Source organism: Methylobacterium sp. WL6 (assembly GCF_008040095.1).
Taxonomy (GTDB): Bacteria; Pseudomonadota; Alphaproteobacteria; order Rhizobiales; family Beijerinckiaceae; genus Methylobacterium.
Genome location: NZ_VRVH01000508.1, coordinates 1 through 1,893, shown reverse-complemented (window position 1 = coordinate 1,893; position 1,893 = coordinate 1). Strand labels below are relative to the sequence as shown.

Annotated in this window: 2 protein-coding genes; one reads left to right on the top strand and one right to left on the bottom strand. The window is 73.8% G+C overall.

Annotated features, from left to right (window positions below; translation table 11 throughout):
* A partial coding sequence (locus FV230_RS27830) for an ADP/ATP-dependent (S)-NAD(P)H-hydrate dehydratase (protein ID WP_147844665.1) occupies positions 1–528 on the top strand: 528 nt, incomplete at its 5' end.
* A 52-nt stretch (positions 529–580) separates the two neighbouring features.
* Here the strand turns inward: FV230_RS27830 and FV230_RS27825 are convergent.
* A partial coding sequence (locus FV230_RS27825) for a multicopper oxidase family protein (protein ID WP_147844664.1) occupies positions 581–1,893 on the bottom strand: 1,313 nt, incomplete at its 5' end.

Sequence of the window (1,893 nt, the reverse complement as noted above, 5' to 3'; positions counted from 1 at the left end):
ACGCGCGACCTCGTCGCGGTGGCGGCCGCCGCCGGGCGCGGCCTCGTGCTCGACGCCGATGCGCTGACGAGCTTTGCCAAGCAGGCGGCCCTGCTCGCCGCCCACCTCGCCGACGGCGACGCGAAGGCGGTGCTGACCCCGCATGCGGGCGAGTTCGCGAAACTGTTCGCGGGCACCGACGCCGTCGCGGAGGTCGGCAAGCTCGAGCAGGCCCGCCGCGCCGCCGCACGGGTCGGCGCCGTGGTGGTGCTCAAGGGCCCCGACACGGTGGTGGCCGCCCCCGACGGCCGCGCCGCGATCAACGACCACGCCACGCCGTGGCTCGGCACCGCCGGCTCGGGCGACGTGCTCGCCGGCCTGGTTGCGGGGCTCCTGGCCCAGGGCATGCCGCCGTTCGAGGCGGCCTGCGCCGCGGCCTGGCTCCACGGCGATGCCGGCCTGCGCCACGGCCCGGGGCTGATCGCCGAGGATATTCCGGAGTTGATGCCGGCGGTGCTGGCGGGGGTTCTGGAAGAGCTTGGAGGGTGACGACGGTCTTTTCCCTCGCCCCGCAAAGGGGGGAGGGAAGAAGCGGGCTGCGTCACGTCACCTCGAAGCAGGTCCACAGCCCGGTGTCGAACCGCTCCAGCACCGTCGCGCTGATCAGCCAGCGGCCGGGATTGTCGGCCTGGAAGGCGATGCGGGCGGTGCGGCCTTCGAGGAGCTGGAAGGTGTCGAGCCAGTAGGGCTCCCAGCCGTCGTCGAGGGGGTGGAGCAGGCGGAAGACGTGGCCGTGCAGGTGCAGCGCCTGCGGGAACGCGGTCTCGTTGCGCAAGGCCAGCACCACCACCTGGCCGCGCTTCACCGTGAAGATCGGCGCGAGGCCCGCGGTCGCGCTGGTGCCGTTGACCGACCAGATCCGGTTGGCGTCGCCGGAATAGGCCGGCTCCGCCTCGGGCTTGTCCTTCGAGAGGCTGGCGCCGCCGGTGATCACCACGTCGCGGCGCAGCGCGTTCTGCAGCTTGACCTCGCGCGGCAGCAGCGGGTTCTCGCCGATCGGCCCGATCGGCGGCCGCTTCTCGGTGACGGCCGAGCCCTTGGTGACGACGGTGGCGAGCTGCAGGCCCTGGCCGACCAGCGCGGTGATCGCACCCTTCGCGTCGGCCTCCGCCGGCAGGTCGATCAGCAGGTCGTAGCGGGTGCCGGGCGGGAACGGCAGCGTCGCGCGCAGCGGCTCGAACGTGTCGGTCGGCTGGCCGTCGACGGCCGCGACGTAGACCTTCAGGCCCTCGAAGCGGATGCGGGTCGCCCGGGCGTTGCAGGCGTTGCCGAGCCGCACCCGGATCCGGCTGCCCGGCCGCGCCTCGAAGGTGGCCGGCACGTTGGCGCCGTTGATGGTCACGAGGTTGCCGAGCCGCCCGTTGCTCGCCGCGAACGCGGTCTGGCCGAAGGGCAGCAGCGCGCCGTCGTCCTGCAGGCGCCAGTCCTGCATCAGCAGCGACACGTCGGCCTCGACCGCGGGCGGCGCCTTCTCCTCCACGATCAGGAAGCCGGCGAGGCCCCGGCCGGACGGCTCGCTCGATCCGCCGACCACGAGCGGACGGACCAGGAAGGTGCCGGCGTCGGGCGGCACGAAATCGTAGGTGAAGTCGGCGCCGGGCGCGATCGGCGCCTGCGTCACGCCGCCGACGCCGTCCATGGCGTTCTTGTTGCGCACCCCGTGCCAGTGCAGCGAGAGCGGCTTGTCGGTCCTGTTCTCGACCCGCACGCGCACGGCCTCGCCGAGCTTCACCCGGAACGTCGGAGGCGCCGAGGTCCCGTCGAACGACCATACGGCGGTCTCGGGGGCGGGCTCGGGCCGGAAGCGCGTCTTGGACGGCGCCGCCTTCGCGGCGCGCGGCTCCGGCAGCGGCG